We start from the raw sequence: 15,947 nt of genomic DNA on the forward strand, positions 1-15,947 counted from the left end.
CGCTCTCTCCTGATTGCCGTTGGTTGTTGCGCATCCCCGCGGCCGTCGATCGTCTCGAATTGACCAAAGGCGAATTGCGCTGACCTTTGCGATTTAACATCTTGTCTGACAAATTTAGCGCACAGGCAATATCGCCATTGGTCGGAGAGCCAGCCGAACGCCGTTGTTACGGCTTTCAGCGTCGCGCCCTTCGACGAACGCATGAGGAATTCCGCATCGTGAGTGAAGACACGGAACAACCATCGCGCGGCCCGCAGCTTTCCGAACAGGTGGCCCAGCGCCTGAGCGATGCCATCCAGGCCGGCGAATGGGGGCGCGGCGCGCGCCTGCCCACCGAGGCGGCACTGGGCGAGCGCTTCGGCATCAGCCGATCGGTGGTGCGCGAGGCGATCTCGATGCTGCGCAACGGTGGCCTGGTCACCTCGCGTCGCGGCAGCGGCAGCTTCGTCGCCGAGTCGCCCACGGTGTCGCTGCGCCTGGCGATCCCCGACCCTGGCCTGCAGTCGGTGGTCGAGGTCCTGGAGCTGCGCCGGCCGCTGGAGGTGGAAGCCGCGCGGCTGGCGGCCGAACGTCACACCCCCTCGCAGCTGCGGCGAATCCGCAACGCCATGGTCGATATCGATGAGGCGGTCGAAGCGGGGCTTTCCGGCGTCGATCAGGATCTCGCCTTTCACCGCGCCATCGCCGAGGCGGCCAACAATGCCCACTTCACCGCGGTGCTCGATTTCTACAACCGCTTTCTGCACCACGCGATCCGCGTGACGCGGACCAACGAGTCGCTGCGCGAGGCCTTCATGCAGCAGGTGGTCGCCGAGCATCAGGCCATTCTCGACGCCATTGCCGGCGGTGACGCCGATGCCGCCGCCTGCGCCGCCGCCACGCATCTGGCGCACGCCGAGGCGCGACTGCGCCAGGCGCCAACCGATCTGCTCGAGCGCGTGGAAGCGCAGCGTGGATCGACTTCGACATCATCGACAGAACCCACGGGAGGCAATCCGCGATGAGCACCACACATCGACCGCGCGTCGGGATCATCGGGCTGGGCTCGATGGGGATGGGCATGGCAACCTCGCTGGTCCGCGCCGGCTTCGAGACCTGGGGCTGCGACCTGCGCGAGGAGGCACGCGCGAGCTTCACCGGGGCCGGCGGGCGAGCCGTGGCGACAGCGGCGGAGATGGCGACCGCCGTCGAGATCGTGCTGACCGTGGTGGTCAACGCCGAGCAGACCCGGGCGGTGCTGTTCGGCGATGACGGCCTGCTGCCGGGGCTCGCGCCGGACAGCCTGGTGATCTCGTGTGCGACCTGCGCCCCGGATGCCGTGCAGGCGCTGGGCACCGATCTCGCCGCCCACGGCATTCACCTGCTCGATGCGCCGATCTCGGGCGGTTCGGTCAAGGCGGCCGCCGGTCAGCTGACGATCATGGCCTCCGGCCCGGCGGCGCTGTTCGCGCGTTCCGAAGAGGTGCTCGACGCCCTCGCCGCCAAGGTCTTCCGGCTGGGCGATGGCCTGGGCCAGGGCTCGCAGGTCAAGCTGGTCAACCAGCTGCTGGCCGGGGTACATATCGCCGCCGCCGCCGAGGCGATGGCCTACGGCATTCGCGGCGGCTGCGACCCGCAGACGCTCTACGAGGTGATCACCCAGAGCGCCGGCAACTCGTGGATGTTCGAAAACCGGGTACCCCACATCCTGGTCGGCGACTACACCCCACACTCGGCGGTGGATATCTTCGTCAAGGACCTGGGGATCGTTCACGATACCGCCCATCGCGACAAGTTCCCGCTGCCGCTGACCGCCCAGGCGCTGAGCCAGTTCACCCTGGCCTCGGCCCAGGGGCTGGGCCGCGAGGATGACTCTGCGGTGGTCAAGGTCTATCCCGACATTACCCTGCCCGGCACGGCGGCCAACGATGCCGACCCCGGCAACCACGGAGACGCTTGAACCATGGCAACCGCTTCAGGACCGATCCTCGGCTGTATCGCCGACGACTTCACCGGCGCCACCGATCTCGCCAGCCAGTTGGTCAGCGCCGGGATGCGTACGCTGCAGACCATCGGCATCCCCGAGACGCCGCTGGAGGCGGATGTCGACGCCGTGGTAGTGGCGCTGAAATCGCGCACGATTCCGGCAAAGGAGGCCACCGACCAGTCGATCCGGGCGCTGGACTGGCTGCGCGAACAGGGCTGCGAGCAGTTCTACTTCAAGTACTGTTCCACCTTCGATTCGACCCCGGCCGGCAATATCGGCCCGGTGACCGAGGCGCTGATGGAAGCGTTGGGCACCGCCTTCACCGTCGCCTGCCCGGCCCTGCCGGCCAATCGTCGCAGCGTGTTCAACGGTTATCTGTTCGCCAACGGCGTCCCGCTCAACGAAAGCGGCATGCAGGACCACCCGCTGACACCGATGACCGACGCCAACCTGGTCCGTGTGCTCGGCGCGCAGACGACGCGCGACGTGGGGCTGATCGACTACGCCACGCTGCGCCAGGGTGACGCCGCCGTGATCGCACGCATCGAGGCGCTCAAGGCCGAGGGCGTCGGCATCGCGATCTGCGACGCCATCGATAATGATGATCTGTTCGTACTGGCCCGCGCCTGTCGCGATCTGCCGCTGGTGACCGCGGGCTCCGGCCTGGCGCTGGGGCTGCCGGCCAACGTCGCCGAGCGACTCGATCACACCCGGGATGCCGCCCGGCTCGAGCCCATCGCCGGTCGCGAGGCGGTATTGAGCGGCAGCTGCTCACGGGCCACGCTGGCCCAGATCGAGCACGCCCGGCAGCACATGCCGAGCTATCACCTCGATGCCCTGGCGCTGGACGACGACTATCAGAACGTCGTCGATGCGGCGCTGGACCACGCCAAATCCCATCTGGAAGCTGGTCCAATATTGATCTTCGCCAGCGCCTCACCCGAGGAAGTCCGCCGTGCCCAACAGCGCCTCGGTGTACAGCAGGCCGGCGAGTTGGTCGAGCGCGCGATGGCCGAGATCGCCGCCGAGCTGGTCGGCCGCCTCGGCGTGCGCCGGCTGCTGGTGGCCGGCGGCGAAACCTCCGGCGCCGTGGTCAGCGCCCTCGACGTGAAGGGGCTGCGGATCGGCGAGAGCATCGATCCCGGCGTACCTTGGACGACGACGCTGGGTACCGACGAGCCGCTGGCGCTGGCGCTCAAGTCCGGCAACTTCGGCGCCACCGATTTCATGACCAAAGCCTGGAAACTGATGCCATGACTGCGATCCACACCTCCACCTCATCGACCGAAAACCGCCTGCGCGAGGAGATCGCCGAGATCGGCCGCTCGTTTCGCAACCTGGGCATGGCGCCGGGCACCTCCGGCAACATCAGTGCCAAGCTCGACGACGGCTGGCTGATGACGCCGACCAATGCCAGCCTCGGCGCACTCGACCCGGCGGAGATCTCCAAGCTCGACTGGGACGGCAACCTGCTGGCCGGCAAGCCGCCGACCAAGGAGTCGTTCCTGCACCGGGCCTTCTACGAACAGCGCCCGGATACCGGCGGGATCATCCATCTCCACGCCACGCACTCGGCGGCGGTGTCGTGTCTCAACGGACTCGACGAGCACTCCTGCCTGCCACCGATCACACCCTACTTCGTGATGCGGGTCGGCCGTCTGCCGCTGGTGCCCTACTACCGACCCGGCGACGCCGCGCTGGGCGATGCCGTGCGCGACTACGCCGCGGATCACGCCGCCGTGCTGCTGGCCAATCACGGCCCGGTCGTCGCGGGCAAGACCTTGGAAGCGGCGCGCAACGCCATCGAGGAGCTCGAGGAGACCGCCAAGCTCTATCTGCTGCTGCGCCAGCACGATGTGCGCACGCTGAACGAGAAAGAGATCGACGAACTGCGCGACGCCTTCGGCGCCCAGTGGTAAACGGGCGCCTCGCAGCGTCACGTCACGATTGACCGAATCACCGAGGAAATCAGGCCATGCCGCGTTTCGCTGCCAATCTCAGCATGATGTTCAACGAAGTCCCGTTCATGGAGCGCTTCGCCAGGGCCGCCGCGTGCGGCTTCGAGGGCGTTGAGTTCCTGTTCCCGTACGACTTCGAGCCGGAAGCGATCGCCGCCGAGCTCGAGCGTCACGGGCTCGAGCAGGTGCTGTTCAACCTGCCACCCGGTGACTGGGCCGCCGGCGAGCGCGGCCTGGCCGCCCTGCCCGGCCGCGAGGCGGAATTCCGGGAGAGTGTCGACACCGCGATCCGTTACGCCAAGGCGCTGAACTGCCCCCGCCTGCACGCCATGGCCGGGCTCATTCCGGCGTCAGCCACCAATAATGTTTCACGGGAAACATTCGTCACGACCGCGCGCAAGGTCTACCTGGAAAACCTGCGCTTTGCGGCCAGGAAGTGCGCCGAGCACGACCTGACGCTGCTGATCGAGCCGATCAACACCCGCGACATGCCGGGTTACTTCCTCAATCATCAGGCAGAGGCACACGCCATCGTCGCCGAGCTGAACGAACCCAACGTCAAGGTGCAGATGGACTTCTACCATACCCAGATCATGGACGGAGATATCTGGAAGACCTACCAGCGCTATCGCGACGGCGTCGGTCATATTCAGATCGCCGGCGTGCCCGAGCGGCACGAGCCGGACACCGGCGAGGTCAACTATCCGTGGCTGTTCGAGCAGCTCGACCAGCACAGTTACGACGGCTGGCTCGGCTGCGAGTACAAGCCGCGCGATGCCACGGAGAGAGGATTGGGATGGTATCGCGCCTGGCAGCAGCGCTGACAAGCGGGGATCAATCGCCCTCGATCAGCCGGACCCCGTCATCTTCGATGACGATCCGGCGCTGCTTGTAGAGCCGGCCGATGGCCTGCTTGAAGGCGTTCTTGCTGACGCCGAGGCGCGCCTTGATGACGTCCGCCGGGCTCTTGTCACCGAGGGCCAGAAAGCCGTCGTTGGCGGCCAGCGCGGCCAGCACCTTGTCCCCGACGAGATCCAGACGCGCCTGCCCCGGCGGTAGCAGTGACAGATCCAGCCGGGCGTCGTCACGCACGCGACGCACATAGCCTTCCATGCGATCGCCGCGGCGCAGCGGGCGCGACATGTCGTCATGGTACAGCAGCCCCCAGAAGCGGCTGTTGACCACCGCCTTGGCCCCGAGATCGGTCAGGTCGGCGATCACCAGCGAGACCCGATCGCCCGCCTTCAGCCCTTCCGATTCATCCTGCAGGAATTTGTCGAGCTTCATGCTGGCCACCGGGCGCATGCGGTCGTCGACGTAGATCATCACCAGCACCCGTTTGCCCTCGTCGGGGCGGAAGCGCTGCTCGCCGAACGGCAGCAGCAGATCCTTGGGCCGCCCCCAGTTCAGGAAGGCACCGATATCATTGACCTTCGTGACGCGCAGGTAGGCGACGTCACCCACGTTGACCTGTGACTCGGCGGCGGGCAGGGAATCGGCGGAAGCGTGGTCCCGGGGGTGGCGGGGCATGGCGTACTCTGGCTGGCAAGCGGTGGCTGGGATGTCGCCATTATGGCGGGCGCGTCGGCGCGGAGCAAAGACGGGCAGTCGCGGGATCCGAAGCGGCACACGTACCCGCGATCTCCGTCGCCACTCCCCATCCATGGGAAGAAGGTTTACACTTCAGCGCCATTCCATGATTTCGACCTTCGTATCAATCCCATCGATAGTCGAATTCACTACGTGTGATTAGCAGACTAAAGAGTTGCCTCCTATAATGCCGTCATCGGTCAAGGCCGAGAGGCCATAAAAAAGACATTATCTGGAGGTAACGCCATGAAAACTCGCATTCTCGCAGCCATCGCAATCGCCGTCGCCCTGCCCACCGTCGCCCAGGCCAACAGCCTCGTGGCCGAGCGTCACTTCGATCAGCAGAGCGAAGCGCTCAGCATCGAGCAGACCGCACAGTATCACGCGCTGCCGACCCGCTATAGCGTCGACACCGTCGCCGGTGGTCACAGCGCCGCTGCCGATCAGGCCCTGCAGAACGTCGCCGACTCGACTCAACTGAGCACCGACGTCCACCCGTCTCGCAACGACCTGATCGGTGAAGGTCAAAGCGACGCCGCAGGCCAGGCACTGCAGAACGCAACGCAAACCGTCAGCAATGACAAAGGCAATGTCGAAGTGAACTTCGCCAGCCTGTGAGTCTCCGCCTTCGGGCATGAAGACAGCGCTAGTCCATCTAGGGAGCCTTAGGCTCCCTTTTTGGTGTTTTACACTACAAAAAATAAAAAATCTGGGACGCTAAATTCACCATCATTGGCATCGATAGTTTATTTCACGGAATTCAATTAGCCGTCTAATGAAAAACATCCGACAATGGCCTCACAGATCGAGGCCCAGGGCCCACTGCCAAAACAGATGATCATTGGAGGCAACATCATGAAAAACCGTATTCTCGCCGCTATCGCCATCGCCATCGTGCTACCCGCTGCCGCCCAGGCCAGCGATGCCACCAGCGCTCGCTTCGCCGCACAGCGTGAAGTGCTCAATCTCGAACAGACCGCCCAGTACCAGGCGCTGCCGACTCGCTACAGCGTCGATACCGTGATCGGCGGACACAGCGCCGCAGCCGGCCAGTCTCTGCAGAACGTCGCCGACGCCACGCAACTGGCCACCGACATTTCGGCAAGCCGCAACCCGCTGGTCGGTGAGGGGCAGAGCGACGCCGCAGCTCAAGCGCTACGGGGCACCGGACAGTTCGCCCACGACACCCGAGGTAACGGCGAGGTCAGTTTCACCACGCTATAAGCTCGCACACGCCTCGCAGTACCAACGCAAAAGCCGCCGGCACGAAGCCGGCGGTTTCTTGTCGTTCCCGCCGTATCCCTTCATCGTCTTTTCCTTCCCTTCGATACGCCGCCCGCCGAAGGTCGGATAGAGGTGGTCATATACAAATGAAAAGCGAAATTGACTCGGAACCATCTGCCTAATACAGCTCATACAATATAGCGACAATCTTCCAAAAATTGTCAAGTAAACTGGAAACCATAATCCCCCTCCCCTGTCGGTAGAATTTTTTCAAGCTGAATGGAATAAAATATTACTGGATCGAGCCATGGCTTGAATGACTCAGGAACAGCATGCGGGGAATCGGTTTAATGAGTGAACGGGAGCCCGCAACCGCCGATCGCTCAAGGACTCGCTGGCACTCGCCAGGGACCGGCTGCTGAACGAGAGGCGCCCCAGCTCTTCCATCCTCCTGGGCCTGGAAAATTTCAAGGGCATAAACGACCGGTTCGGCACGTATATGGTGATGAGGTTCTGGCGAAAGGCGCAAATCTCATCCGCCGGAGCGTGAGGTGCGATGACTGCCTGTTTCATTTCGGCGGTGAGGAATTCGTGCTCCTGCTGGCGGATCTCGAAGAGATTCATACCGCCGACGTGGCAGGATATCTGCGACGATTATCGCCTATCGGCTTGGCGACCCTTCCTGTACAACAACCACTTCTCCAGGTATCACTGGGCTGCACCTTTCGGACGACGTCACGCGCTGGATGAAAAGAGCCGACGATGCACTCTACGAGGCGAAGCATCGTGGGCGAAACCGTGTCACTCTCAGATATATTAAAGAAGAAGACAATAAACGATCTAAATCCAACCAGGTTAATAACATATAAGCAGGCCCCAAAACCCTGGTAAAGCCTAGACAACCCTCACCTGGTAACACTGGACAAATCTTTCTGTCATTTCTTTGCGACCAGCAAGTTGTAATCTCGCCCCCATGATCATCATTGCGATTATTGACCCTCATAGTCTGAGTTTTACCAGCTCCTTCTGATTTTTGCATTTTCCTAAATATTCCATTTACCAAGCATCAATTAGATCAATGGAACCGTTGCGTTATCGTGTCATCGATTTGCCGGGCTTTGCCTTATGCACATCGATCTGTTCGACCGGGTCTTCCGCGCCAGGCGGGTCTCCGACAGCTGACGGGCCGCCGTCGGCCGCCAGGGGCGTCGCGGGACCGGCATTCGCCAGCAGCCATGCCGCAGTGAAAGTTCCCCCGCTTGCCGCGGCCATTCTCAATGCATGGCAGGTTTCGCCGGTGTACTCCGTACGGGGTAGTCGCTCCCGGCGCAACCACTTGCAGACAGCCGACGGCGAGACCCCGCAGACTCGGGCACAGCGTGATACGCCACCGAGCTGCTCGACCGCAAGACGGATTGCGCTCATGACACCCCCTGGTACCTGTACTTCGAGTACATGATTATCAGGTACTGAAAGTACATTCAACCGGTGGGAACATTGAACCCATGGTTCACACCGGTAACCGGGATGAGTTCAGCTCCCGACTTCACAAGGCGCTCCGTCGCGCAGGCAAGGACGGCTATGGGATGGGCGCGCGCCTGGCCCGAGCCATGCGTGTCACGCCCAAGGCCGCCAGCAAATGGCTCAACGGAGAAGCTCGCCCGGGTCATGACAGGAAAGTCGCGCTGGCCCGCTGGCTTGGTATCCGCGAAGAGTGGCTGGACTACGGCCAGGGGGAGATGCTGAGAGGCGATGCACCGCGCCCCCCTGACGACGCCGGCGACGCTCGGCATATCAGCGAACCCTCACCCATCCACTCTCGGCTGCCTTCCGAGAGGTCCGCCGAGGCGCTGCGCCAGATCGAGCTGGCTGTATTATCCGGCGAAATGGATGAAGCGGACCTTCTGCTGCTCGAGCAGATCGCCAGACGCCTCTCCAACCGCGAACATCAGCGACATCGTAGCGAAGACGTCCCGGCAGACTATCTGGCAACGACAGGCGCCACACCCCGATCCGACACCGAGGATTGAACCCACAGATTAGCGATGGCCCCTCAATCAGGTTTCGTACCCGGTACAAAGTTTGAACTTGGGGCACTTTTTGTGTACATTTGGTACATAAACTATCTGTCACGTTCACGAGTCGAGGATGAAATGCGCCGCTCCAGTCCCGATGGTCTGCCTTTGTCGGAAAACGATGATCGCGCCTCGTGTCGTCACACCACAGCCTTGCAGCGGTTCTACTACGCCAGTCATCAGGTCGCCATCGCCTACGATGTCCACATCTGCGAGGCGGGCGTGCCCGACGTGGACACCATCTACGGTGCCTGCCCCCGCCACGAGGGTGAGCGATTGGCGGCCTATCACCCCTCGTTCCATGTTCCTGGCAAGAATCACACCGTCATCATCACCGATTGCCGATTCGGAGAGGAAAACCTCGCCAAGGCCTGGATGGCCGACCGCATACGCCAGCTCATCCTCAGCCGGCGCAGCCAGTGGCTCCCACCGGCCAGATACCGTCGACAGTGCTAGGCTATGTACGAAAAATCGGCGAGCGATGACTAGGCAAGACAAAAATCAGCGAAGAGACGGACCGGGCTGGCGTACCAGTTTACAGGGTGTAAATGAGTATTTGACTCGCTCCGTTCGCCATTCGGGTCGTACTCCGGACGTTCTGAACTGAAGTCCAGCAAGCTGATTTTTAACGCCGGATGACGGAGCACAGGCAGTTTCGTACAAAGCCTAGTCGCTCGGGCATTCTCGGACCACGCCTCTTGTGAGAAGTCGGAAAGTCGACGGTAAACGCTACTGTTGGCCAGCCCTCAACTATCCGGCCGCTTCATCGCCAACAGCCCCAGGCTGAAGACCAACATCAGGCTGCCACTGGCACGGTTGAACCACTGCATGGCACTACCGCTACGCAGGTACTTACCGATCCTGCTGCCCAGCACGGCATAAATCGCGATCGCCAACACCTCCATCGCCAGAAACAGCGCCCCCACGATCGTGAAGCTCAAGGCATAGTGAGCGGGCGAGACGAATTGAGGTAGAAAGGCTGTGAAAATCAGGATCGCCTTGGGGTTGCCGGCGGCGACCAGGAATTCCTGTCGCACGAGATGCCAGACGGAACGGGGCGCGGAATCCTCGAATGTCATAGTTCGAGGCTTGCCGAGCAACAGTTTCAACCCCAGCCACGCCAAGTAGGCCGCACCCACCCACTTGACGATGGCGAAAAACCACATTGAGGTCGTCAACAGCGTGCCGAGCCCGATACCGGCGATCGCGATCATGGGGATGAAAGCAGCGATTCGTCCGAACGAGGCGATGACCGCCTTGAGCGGACCAACATGCGCGGCGTTGGTCGTCGCCAGCAGATTGTTCGGCCCGAAGACCATGTTCAAGGCAAAACACGCCGGCAAGAACACCGGCAGGAAATCCCAATCCATGTCGCCCCTCCTTTTTTGTAACGGGCTTGCAAGACCCGGGCAGTACGGTCATGCACCGTGCGCTGCCGGGCAGGCGGCAGGCGGATACCCGACACGGCAAGTGCCATTGTCGATTAGTCGACCACTTTGGATAGTGTTGTTTGGACCAGAGGCATTATCTCGCACAAACGAACCACTAGACTGTTTCTTGTCATCGAGACATTTACCACACTGACTCACACCACACCGACTCACAAGGAGTGCCGTCATGGCCGACCATACACTTCAGGACAAAGTCGTGCTGATTGCCGGGGGCGCCAAGAACCTTGGAGGCCTGCTGGCCCGCGACCTGGCTCTCAACGGAGCCCAGGCAATCGCGATTCACTATAACAGCGACGCCACCCGAAACGCTGCCGAGGAGACGGCTCGTGAGGTGAAGGCCCTGGGCGCCGAGGCTGAGCTGTTTCAGGGAGACCTGACTCACGCCGCCAACGTCACCCGGTTGTTCGACGACGCCAAGACGCACTTCGGTAGATTGGACATTGCCGTCAATACCGTCGGCATGGTGCTGAAAAAGCCGATGCTGGACATCAGCGAAGCCGAGTACGACCGCATGTTCGACATCAACGCCAAGAGCGCCTTCTTCTTCCTCAAGGAAGCCGGTCGCACGCTCGACGACCATGGCAAGATCGTGACGCTGGTGACGTCCCTGCTGGGCGCGTTCACCCCTTTCTACTCCACCTATGCTGGCGCCAAGGCTCCCGTGGAACACTTCACCCGAGCCGCCGCGCAGGAGTTCGGCGAGCGTGGCATTTCCGTCACCGCCGTCGGCCCGGGTCCGATGGATACGCCGTTCTTCTATGGCCAGGAGGGCGAGGACGCCGTGGCATACCACAAATCCGCCGCCGCCCTGTCGGCGTTCAGCAAGACAGGACTGACCGACATCGAGGACGTGGTACCGTTGATTCGTCATCTGGTCACCGAAGGCTGGTGGATGACGGGCCAGACGATCCTGACCAACGGTGGCTATACCACCAAGTAGCCTGACGGGCGGCCGTCATGGATGGCTGGCGATACGGGGCGGAAGGAGAACGGCAGTGACGGAACCACGCAACCATCCCCTGATGCGCCGGCGCGGCGGCGGGGAAGCACCGGTGCGCTACGTCGAGCTGCTGTTCGACCTGGTCTACGTATTTGCGATCATCCAGCTATCCCACTTCCTGCTCGCCAACCTGACCCTGCTCGGTGCGGCGCAGACGCTGCTGCTGTGGTTCGCCGTATGGCTGGGGTGGCAGTACACCGGCTGGGTCACCAACTGGTTCGAGCCCGACGCGCCCGCCATTCGATTGCTGCTATTGCTCACCATGGCCTTGGCCCTGGCCATGTCGGCGGCCTTGCCCGAGGCGTTCGGTGACCGCGGGCTGGCCTTCGCTCTCTGCTTCGTGGCCATGCAGGTGGGACGGGCCACCTGGATCTGGTCACGTCTCGCTGGACATCCTCTGCGTTCCAATTATTCCCGCATTCTGGGCTGGGCACTGATCGCTGCGGTGCTGTGGATCATCGGCGGCATGCTTGAGGGTACGGCGCGGCTGGCGCTGTGGCTACTGGCAGTGCTGTGCGACTACGTCTCGCCGATGTTCGGCTTTCCCCTGCCTGGGCTGGGACGCTCGGACAGCCAGCGCGACTGGGACATCGAGGGCGGTCACCTGGTTGAGCGCTGTGCACTGTTCATGCTCATTGCGCTGGGCGAGACCATCCTGATCACCGGCGGCGCACTGACCCACAGCGACTGGCATCCCGCGACCCTCGCCGCTGCGGCCACGGCCTTCCTAGTCACCGTCTCGATGTGGGGAGTCTATTTCCACATCGCCATTCACGATGCCTCGGCAGCAATTCGTCGCGTCTCCGATCCCGGCCGAATGGGGGCCCGCTTTCACTATATCCACGCCCTCATCCTCGCCAGCGTCATCGCGACGGCGGTCGGCATCGAGCTGGTCGTGGCGCACCCCTTCGGTCATCTCGAACCACCCGCCCGCATCGTGCTGACGGCCGCCCCGGTCCTGTTTCTCGCCGCCATGACCATCTACAAGGCGCAAGTCTACGGTCGCCCTCCACTCTCGCATCTGGTCGGTATCGTCTTACTGCCCGCCATCGCGCTATCGCTTCTCCCCTGGCACGACGCCCTGCCGGTACTGTTGGGCAATGCGCTGGTACTGGCCTCGGTGAGCGTGTGGGAGCGAATGTCCCGCCGGGGAGTGATCGCATGGTGACGCCGACGCTCCCCTCCGACGACCGCTCATCGCGGCACCCGGGCGGACAGCGAGCCGACAGAATCGACCGCCTGCGAGCGTTCGTCACGGTAGCCGAACTGGGCAGCTTCACGCGTGCCGCGCACAAGCTGGAGTGGCCACGAGCCTCCGTCTCGCTGGCGATCCAGAGATTGGAGAAAGCCGTTGGCGCGCGCCTGCTGAATCGCAGTACCCGGCAGGTTCACCTGACCCACGACGGTGAACGGTTGCTCAACCGGGCTCGCCATCTCATCGAGGAAAACGATCGTCTGGAGAGCATGTTCCTGCCACCCCATCTCAAACTATCCGGACGTCTTACCGTCGACGTTCCCAGCCGAGTCGGCCGTCGCCTGCTGGCGCCCGCACTCCCCGGCTGGTTGGCGCAGCACGTTAACCTTCAATTGCAGTTGCAAGCGACCGACCGTCCGGTGGATCTGATCGCCGAAGGCATCGATTGCGCCGTTCGCTTCGGCCCTCTTCAAGACAGCACACTGGTGGTCCAGCGGCTTGGACAGGTGGACATCGTCAACTGCGCCAGCCGCGAATATCTCTCCCGCCATGGCGTACCCCACACGCCCGATCAACTTCTAACGCAAGCTCATCGTCTGGTCGGCTATGCCGCCAGCGAAACGGCCACTAGTGACTCCAACACGTTCGACTACCGTAGCGAGGGGGTCCTGCAGCGCCTCGAACTGCCCTGCCAGGTATTGGTCAACAGTGCCGAGAACTACATCGCCTGCTGTGAGGCGGGGTTGGGGATCATCCAGGTCCCCCGCTACGATGTCCTGGCCCAGCTCCGGGACGGCACCCTGGTCGAGCTGTTGCCGGCGTTTACCGCCGAGCCACTCGACGTCTCGATACTCTATCCCCACCGCCAGAATCGGCCTCCACGAGTCGACGCCTTCATCGCCTGGTTTCGCGAGCTGATGTGTCCCCATCTCGAGCCGGACGACGGCGGAGCTTGCAACCGCCCCCAATGAAGCGGTGTGGGGTATCGGACTGCGCCCCTTCGTGACGTTGATCGGCCGAGGCTGCATCACCGAGCGCTGCTCGGGGCCGTGAATAACCTCTTCCTGCACGTTTTGGTCACGTTGAAAATCAGACCGGGAAATAGTCGGGTTGGAGAAGGCAAAAAAGGTTGGGGAAATCAGTAAGTTGTGGCCAGCAGGATTCTATAATTAGAGATATCTATATGTTTTTGAAGGCAATTATTCAGGTTAGATAATTCAGATATACCACGCGATATACCTCTCAGCCTCAAAAGCTGACCCTATGGTTGTCCATCGCACAACTACGTCGCTACGGCTCCAGGCCGCCAAGCCAGCTCATCTGTGGGCACGGTGCGCCTACAATGACCGCCCCATGGGCGGTCAATCACTGCTAAGGGTATCAATCCATGCCAATTCAAGTGAGAGAAGCGAGAGAGACAGATATTGGGGAGATCTTTGCCATTCGCACCAGCGTGGCGGAGAACCACGCTTCGCTCGATCAGCTCGCCGAAATGGGCATCGGACCAGAGACCATTGCCGCCATGCTCGCCAAGGGCCCTTATCTCTGGGTCGAGGAGATTGACCGGATACCCGTGGGCTTCTCAATAGTTTGCGAAGACACTGCATGCTGTTAGTCCGCGCCGACTACGAAGGGCGAAGAGTGGGCCGCTTACTACCTAAGCCAGCGGAGCGTCACATCTTCAGTATTGCATGGGTATGATCTAAAAGCCGGAAAAAGCACCAGCTTTAAGACTCAGTTTGTTTATTCGAAGACGAGCTAATAAAAGGAGTGTTGGCCGCATCGAATTTATCAATCGTAAATGAGATTTTATCATCGTCAGAATCTTCATCTTCTATCACATCTATTTTACTAATCATTAATCCACTACTCGCATGGATAGCGAATGGATTATTTGGTGAATTCGGCTCATTCCATCCATGTGCTCGCTGAAATTCTTCGATAGAAATTTGGCCCGAAAGTAGCCGCATCAAACCTCTCGAGGATATTGCAACCTCACGCCCTCTCATAGCATAGCCTCCTAGTAAATCATTTCCAACACCAGGTCGTTTCAGTAACGCAGCGGAGTGGTAAGCTTGGCGAAGTGGCTGAGGCAGATCCCGTAATGCATCCCGCAATGCCTCTTCAATTAGATGGATCGAACTTACCGTTACCCGCCGAGAACGGGAAGCTGATGGTGCACAAATCAGCTCGTATTTCATTTGGTAGTCGGTTGACGAGCCAAACCCCCTGCGAAACTCAGCTATGGTTACAAGCAAGACAAAATCAACACTTCTATGCTGACGCAAAAAATCTTCCGCTATTTCTCTAGAGCTATAAGTATAGTGGGACTTTGCTTGAGCACCATTTCTTAGTATATCGCAACCTCCGTCGCAAGCGATAACTAAGCGGAGTGTATCATCCGGCGCACCGCTTAATTGCTTAACCTTCCCTTTAAGCGCGTTAAACAAAGGGTTGGAAATTTTAGATGTCGCGACCTTATAGCTAGTATAACTGCCGCCACCGTTCAACCAAGCAGGGTTATAAATAATTCTGAGATCGAGACTCCCCCGGGTGCACTCAAATATCGACTTTAATTCACTTTTCTTCTTTAGCTCATAAAACCATGGTTCAATCTCATCTTTCACGAAGGCACTAAAAAATGCTTTCTCAGGCAGCATTAAACGCATTTTACTCTTATGAGAGGGGCCTACAGTTTTTCCACGCACCTCACACCAAAAACTTCCCGGATTCATTCCGACCTTTGATGCGAGCCTATAAGCTTCCTGACTTAGCAACCCAAAAGGATTCTGATCTTCGAGACCACTATCCGATATAGTGGTTATGTCTGCAACAACTGAAAGGAAGTCACCGCCTTTTTTCGGTATTTTCCAATCAACATCAGGACAGCGTCCATTCGATAATACCTGCTCGTGCCGGAGGCATCCCACTTGGGAAAGTCCGTGCAAAATCACTAATTCCCACATCGCATGAAGACGAGAGCCATCTTTAGCATTGAGTCGTTTTACAAGTGACGTTACCTGAGCGGGCTCAAGAATTTTTTCTAGTCCAGTAATGCGAGCCTGCATGGACCTCCGTGAAAATACGAAATTGGTCACTCACCCCCTCCGCATGTTTTCTTCTATTCTCTTAGGCCACGTTCTTTTTTTATAATAAGTATATCTAGCGTTAAGTCTCAATATTGAAATACGTCTCGACAATGAAGCCACACTAGGTCAATAGGCATGGACAAGCGGCGCCATCGTCGCTTAGACGCTAAGGGTCTCAACTCGTAAGCTTTCTCGAGCTTTACGAGGAATTCCCTTTGTATCAATCTGCCACATTCCGTTTCACTTCTCTATCCAACGTCTCCCGCCTTTCGTCGGGTAGGCTGCAAATTGCAACATTTCGCATGATTTTTCGGGGCTAAGAAACTGCCCGTCGCCCCAGTACTGGCGCGGCTTGGCGTCCTCTGCAACGCTGCGTCAAAACCGCCCCATTTAGCGCGC

Annotated in this window: 17 protein-coding genes and 1 pseudogene; 14 read left to right on the forward strand and 4 right to left on the reverse strand. The window is 60.4% G+C overall.

Features of this window, described 5'->3' with window-relative positions; genetic code table 11:
- The first annotated feature begins 218 nt into the window (after nt 1-218).
- The 5 genes from F0A16_RS08735 to otnI are packed head-to-tail and all read left to right on the forward strand — an operon-like array spanning nt 219 to nt 4,748.
- Nucleotides 219-1,004: a FadR/GntR family transcriptional regulator gene (locus F0A16_RS08735; RefSeq protein WP_239023768.1), complete on the forward strand. Its 786-nt coding sequence runs from the start codon at nt 219-221 to the stop codon at nt 1,002-1,004.
- Nucleotides 1,001-1,939 carry an L-threonate dehydrogenase gene (ltnD, locus tag F0A16_RS08740; protein WP_149435018.1) on the forward strand — a complete coding sequence of 313 codons (939 nt, stop codon included), beginning with the start codon at nt 1,001-1,003 and terminating at the stop codon, nt 1,937-1,939. The genes F0A16_RS08735 and ltnD overlap by 4 nt, the downstream gene beginning before the upstream one ends.
- A gap of 3 nt (nt 1,940-1,942) precedes the next feature.
- Nucleotides 1,943-3,223 (forward strand): 3-oxo-tetronate kinase, encoded by a 1,281-nt coding sequence (gene otnK, locus F0A16_RS08745; RefSeq protein ID WP_149435019.1) that lies wholly within the window; start codon nt 1,943-1,945, stop codon nt 3,221-3,223.
- Nucleotides 3,220-3,885, forward strand: coding sequence for a 3-oxo-tetronate 4-phosphate decarboxylase (gene otnC / locus F0A16_RS08750; RefSeq protein ID WP_149435020.1), 666 nt, complete (start codon nt 3,220-3,222; stop codon nt 3,883-3,885). The genes otnK and otnC overlap by 4 nt, the downstream gene beginning before the upstream one ends.
- A gap of 56 nt (nt 3,886-3,941) precedes the next feature.
- Nucleotides 3,942-4,748, forward strand: a complete 807-nt coding sequence (gene otnI, locus F0A16_RS08755) for a 2-oxo-tetronate isomerase (protein ID WP_149435021.1) — start codon at nt 3,942-3,944, stop codon at nt 4,746-4,748.
- Nucleotides 4,749-4,758: 10 nt separating this feature from the next.
- Here the strand turns inward: otnI and F0A16_RS08760 are convergent, their stop codons facing one another.
- Complete coding sequence (locus F0A16_RS08760) at nt 4,759-5,454, reverse strand: CvfB family protein (protein ID WP_149435022.1); 696 nt, start codon at nt 5,452-5,454, stop codon at nt 4,759-4,761.
- 306 nt (nt 5,455-5,760) lie between these two features.
- Between F0A16_RS08760 and F0A16_RS08765 the strand changes: the two genes are divergently transcribed.
- The 3 genes and pseudogenes from F0A16_RS08765 to F0A16_RS22250 form a co-directional block, all read left to right on the forward strand.
- Nucleotides 5,761-6,132: a hypothetical protein gene (locus F0A16_RS08765; RefSeq protein WP_149435023.1), complete on the forward strand. Its 372-nt coding sequence runs from the start codon at nt 5,761-5,763 to the stop codon at nt 6,130-6,132.
- A gap of 237 nt (nt 6,133-6,369) precedes the next feature.
- Complete coding sequence (locus F0A16_RS08770) at nt 6,370-6,738, forward strand: hypothetical protein (RefSeq protein ID WP_149435024.1); 369 nt, start codon at nt 6,370-6,372, stop codon at nt 6,736-6,738.
- Between the two features lie 370 nt (nt 6,739-7,108).
- Nucleotides 7,109-7,607: pseudogene (locus F0A16_RS22250) on the forward strand (GGDEF domain-containing protein); the annotation flags it as partial.
- A gap of 223 nt (nt 7,608-7,830) precedes the next feature.
- Here the strand turns inward: F0A16_RS22250 and F0A16_RS21685 are convergent.
- Nucleotides 7,831-8,163, reverse strand: a complete 333-nt coding sequence (locus tag F0A16_RS21685; protein WP_187775957.1) for a helix-turn-helix domain-containing protein — start codon at nt 8,161-8,163, stop codon at nt 7,831-7,833.
- Nucleotides 8,164-8,243: 80 nt separating this feature from the next.
- Between F0A16_RS21685 and F0A16_RS08790 the strand changes: the two genes are divergently transcribed.
- Both F0A16_RS08790 and F0A16_RS08795 read left to right on the forward strand, forming a co-directional pair.
- A complete protein-coding gene (locus F0A16_RS08790; protein WP_149435026.1) occupies nt 8,244-8,768 on the forward strand; it encodes a hypothetical protein in 525 nt (174 codons plus the stop codon).
- A gap of 123 nt (nt 8,769-8,891) precedes the next feature.
- A complete protein-coding gene (locus F0A16_RS08795; RefSeq protein ID WP_149435027.1) occupies nt 8,892-9,269 on the forward strand; it encodes a hypothetical protein in 378 nt (125 codons plus the stop codon).
- A gap of 290 nt (nt 9,270-9,559) precedes the next feature.
- Here the strand turns inward: F0A16_RS08795 and F0A16_RS08800 are convergent, their stop codons facing one another.
- The gene (locus F0A16_RS08800; RefSeq protein ID WP_149435028.1) at nt 9,560-10,183 is read right to left on the reverse strand and encodes a LysE family translocator; all 624 of its coding nucleotides are present in this window, start codon (nt 10,181-10,183) and stop codon (nt 9,560-9,562) included.
- Nucleotides 10,184-10,430: 247 nt separating this feature from the next.
- Here F0A16_RS08800 and F0A16_RS08805 point away from each other — a divergent pair, with 247 nt between their 5' ends.
- From F0A16_RS08805 to F0A16_RS08820, 4 genes are all read left to right on the forward strand, one after another.
- Entirely contained in the window at nt 10,431-11,204 is a 774-nt protein-coding gene (locus F0A16_RS08805) for an SDR family oxidoreductase (protein ID WP_149435029.1), read from the forward strand.
- Between the two features lie 55 nt (nt 11,205-11,259).
- Nucleotides 11,260-12,432 (forward strand): low temperature requirement protein A, encoded by a 1,173-nt coding sequence (locus F0A16_RS08810; protein WP_223119745.1) that lies wholly within the window; start codon nt 11,260-11,262, stop codon nt 12,430-12,432.
- A complete protein-coding gene (locus F0A16_RS08815) occupies nt 12,426-13,430 on the forward strand; it encodes a LysR family transcriptional regulator (RefSeq protein ID WP_149435030.1) in 1,005 nt (334 codons plus the stop codon). Before F0A16_RS08810 ends, F0A16_RS08815 begins: the two co-directional genes overlap by 7 nt.
- Nucleotides 13,431-13,846: 416 nt before the next feature.
- The gene (locus F0A16_RS08820) at nt 13,847-14,074 is read left to right on the forward strand and encodes a GNAT family N-acetyltransferase (RefSeq protein ID WP_149435031.1); all 228 of its coding nucleotides are present in this window, start codon (nt 13,847-13,849) and stop codon (nt 14,072-14,074) included.
- 112 nt (nt 14,075-14,186) lie between these two features.
- Here F0A16_RS08820 and F0A16_RS08825 read toward each other — a convergent pair whose 3' ends face one another.
- A complete protein-coding gene (locus tag F0A16_RS08825; protein WP_223119747.1) occupies nt 14,187-15,527 on the reverse strand; it encodes a hypothetical protein in 1,341 nt (446 codons plus the stop codon).
- Between the last annotated feature and the right edge of the window lie 420 nt (nt 15,528-15,947).

It is taken from the genome of Salinicola corii, from assembly GCF_008298015.1.
Lineage (GTDB): Bacteria > Pseudomonadota > Gammaproteobacteria > Pseudomonadales > Halomonadaceae > Salinicola > Salinicola corii.

Coding starts and splice junctions, on each gene's coding strand:
- ltnD (WP_149435018.1), top strand. CDS start 1,001: ATGAGCACCACACATCGACCGCGCGTCGGGATCATCGGGCTGGGCTCG.
- otnK (WP_149435019.1), top strand. CDS start 1,943: ATGGCAACCGCTTCAGGACCGATCCTCGGCTGTATCGCCGACGACTTC.
- otnC (WP_149435020.1), top strand. CDS start 3,220: ATGACTGCGATCCACACCTCCACCTCATCGACCGAAAACCGCCTGCGC.
- otnI (WP_149435021.1), top strand. CDS start 3,942: ATGCCGCGTTTCGCTGCCAATCTCAGCATGATGTTCAACGAAGTCCCG.
- F0A16_RS08760 (WP_149435022.1), bottom strand. CDS start 5,454: ATGCCCCGCCACCCCCGGGACCACGCTTCCGCCGATTCCCTGCCCGCC.
- F0A16_RS08765 (WP_149435023.1), top strand. CDS start 5,761: ATGAAAACTCGCATTCTCGCAGCCATCGCAATCGCCGTCGCCCTGCCC.
- F0A16_RS08770 (WP_149435024.1), top strand. CDS start 6,370: ATGAAAAACCGTATTCTCGCCGCTATCGCCATCGCCATCGTGCTACCC.
- F0A16_RS21685 (WP_187775957.1), bottom strand. CDS start 8,163: ATGAGCGCAATCCGTCTTGCGGTCGAGCAGCTCGGTGGCGTATCACGC.
- F0A16_RS08790 (WP_149435026.1), top strand. CDS start 8,244: ATGGTTCACACCGGTAACCGGGATGAGTTCAGCTCCCGACTTCACAAG.
- F0A16_RS08795 (WP_149435027.1), top strand. CDS start 8,892: ATGCGCCGCTCCAGTCCCGATGGTCTGCCTTTGTCGGAAAACGATGAT.
- F0A16_RS08800 (WP_149435028.1), bottom strand. CDS start 10,183: ATGGATTGGGATTTCCTGCCGGTGTTCTTGCCGGCGTGTTTTGCCTTG.
- F0A16_RS08805 (WP_149435029.1), top strand. CDS start 10,431: ATGGCCGACCATACACTTCAGGACAAAGTCGTGCTGATTGCCGGGGGC.
- F0A16_RS08815 (WP_149435030.1), top strand. CDS start 12,426: ATGGTGACGCCGACGCTCCCCTCCGACGACCGCTCATCGCGGCACCCG.
- F0A16_RS08820 (WP_149435031.1), top strand. CDS start 13,847: ATGCCAATTCAAGTGAGAGAAGCGAGAGAGACAGATATTGGGGAGATC.
- F0A16_RS08825 (WP_223119747.1), bottom strand. CDS start 15,527: ATGCAGGCTCGCATTACTGGACTAGAAAAAATTCTTGAGCCCGCTCAG.